This window comes from Streptomyces sp. NPDC058964 (assembly GCF_042741275.1).
Taxonomy (GTDB): domain Bacteria; phylum Actinomycetota; class Actinomycetes; order Streptomycetales; family Streptomycetaceae; genus Streptomyces.
The window spans coordinates 54238-55839 of the sequence record NZ_JBHYKH010000007.1; the positions used below are offsets into that span (position 1 = coordinate 54238).

Consider the following 1602-nt stretch of genomic DNA (forward strand, 5'->3'; position numbering starts at 1 on the left):
GTCCGTGTCCCCGGGCGTCGCCGAGGGCGACGAGGTGACGGCCCGCCGGCCAATTGCGAGCCATTTAAAAATCGCCCCCCCCACCCCCCCCGCGCCCCCCCCCCGGCGCGCCGCTCCCCGGGCGGGGGGCGGGGGCCGCGCGCCTCAGCGGTGGGCGACCGGGCGCCCGTGCAGTGCCGTACGGCGCAGGACCGCGGTCATCGCCTTGAGCGTGCCGCAGAAGTCGCAGTCCAGGTCGCGCAGGTACTCGCTCTGCGACAGGGCGGTCTCCGTCGGGCCCTCGTCCAGCGTGATGCTGAGGGTGAGGGTGAGCCGGCCCGCCTCGTCCGTGCCGATCTCGTTGCGGATCAGCGAGAGGTCCGTCGTGTCCTGGTTCCGGAACGTGATGACGCCTGCCGCCTCGTCCGGGGTGACCCGCTGCACGAGGAAGCGCTCGCCGCGGTGCGACTCGCGCAGGAACCCGTCGGGGTAGCGCTCCACGATCCGGGAGGACGTGATGGCGGGCACGTACAGGACGGGGTCCTCCGCCTTGTGCAGCATGGCCTGCCACAGCCCGTCCCGGGTCGGTGCCCGGCGCGTCTCCTGGTCCACCCCGTCGATGACCCGGGTCCATGAAATCGTCAGCAATGGAATTCCCTCCGGTCTGCGCGGTACCTGCCGAAGGGGAGTGTCGAAGAGTTTTCCGGGGGGCGGCAATCGCGCGGTGAGAACTTCGTCAGATACGCGGGGCGACCTGACAGGAAGCACGGCCGTTCATTGCCGCCCGGGGGGAGCCGACGGCAGCCTCGGGTGTGGATGGCGACGCGAGAAGTGAAGCGAAGAGAGAGGGGAACTCCGATGTCGGCACGATTCGCCGGCCAGATCGTCCTCGTCACGGGAGGCGGAGAGGGGATCGGGCGGGCCGCGTCCATCGCCTTCGCCGGTGAGGGCGCCACCGTGGTGGTGGCCGGACGACACCTGGAAACCCTGGACAGCACATGTGACCTGATCTCCCGTCAGGGGGGAAAGGCCGACCGTGTCGTGGCCGATCCGTCGGGCCCGGGCGGCGACGGAGCCGAACACATCGTCGCCGAGACGGTACGCCGGTACGGCACCGTGGACGTGGCCTTCAACAATGTGACCGAACTCGGCCCCAACCAGCCCGTCGGGGAAATCTGCGAAAAGGTCTGGGCGCAGACCCTGACCGCCAATCTCACCGGCGTCTGGCTGGCCATGAAGCACGAGATAGCGCACATGGAAAAGGCGGGCCGCGGGGTCATCGTCAATACGGCGAGCAACATCGGGGCGCAGGGAATGCTGCCCGGACTCGGCGCGTACGCCGCGTCGAAGGCCGCGGTCAGCGCACTCACCCAGACCGCGGCCCGCGAGTACGCCGACCGCGGCATCCGTATCAACGCCATCAGCCCCTGCCCGCTGGGCCGCGGGGCGAGCGTCGGGCAGATCGCCGACACGGTGCTCTGGCTGGCGTCCGACGAGGCGTCGTACATCGTGGGCCACGACCTCGTACTGGACCGCAAGACGACCGTGTGAGCGCCCCCACGCCCACAGTGCCCGGCCCGGTGGAGGCCGGGCACCGGCATGTGGGCAGGCCAGCCCCGGCCG

General features: G+C 70.7%; 2 protein-coding genes. One reads left to right on the forward strand and one right to left on the reverse strand.

Annotated features, from left to right (window positions below; genetic code table 11):
• Positions 1-144: 144 nt before the first annotated feature.
• Positions 145-627, reverse strand: a complete 483-nt coding sequence (locus tag ACFW2E_RS01870; protein WP_384459809.1) for an AtaL-like protein — start codon at positions 625-627, stop codon at positions 145-147.
• A gap of 210 nt (positions 628-837) precedes the next feature.
• On the opposite strand from ACFW2E_RS01870, the gene ACFW2E_RS01875 reads away from it, so the two are divergent.
• Positions 838-1530 (forward strand): SDR family NAD(P)-dependent oxidoreductase, encoded by a 693-nt coding sequence (locus ACFW2E_RS01875; protein WP_384459812.1) that lies wholly within the window; start codon positions 838-840, stop codon positions 1528-1530.
• Positions 1531-1602 lie beyond the last annotated feature (72 nt).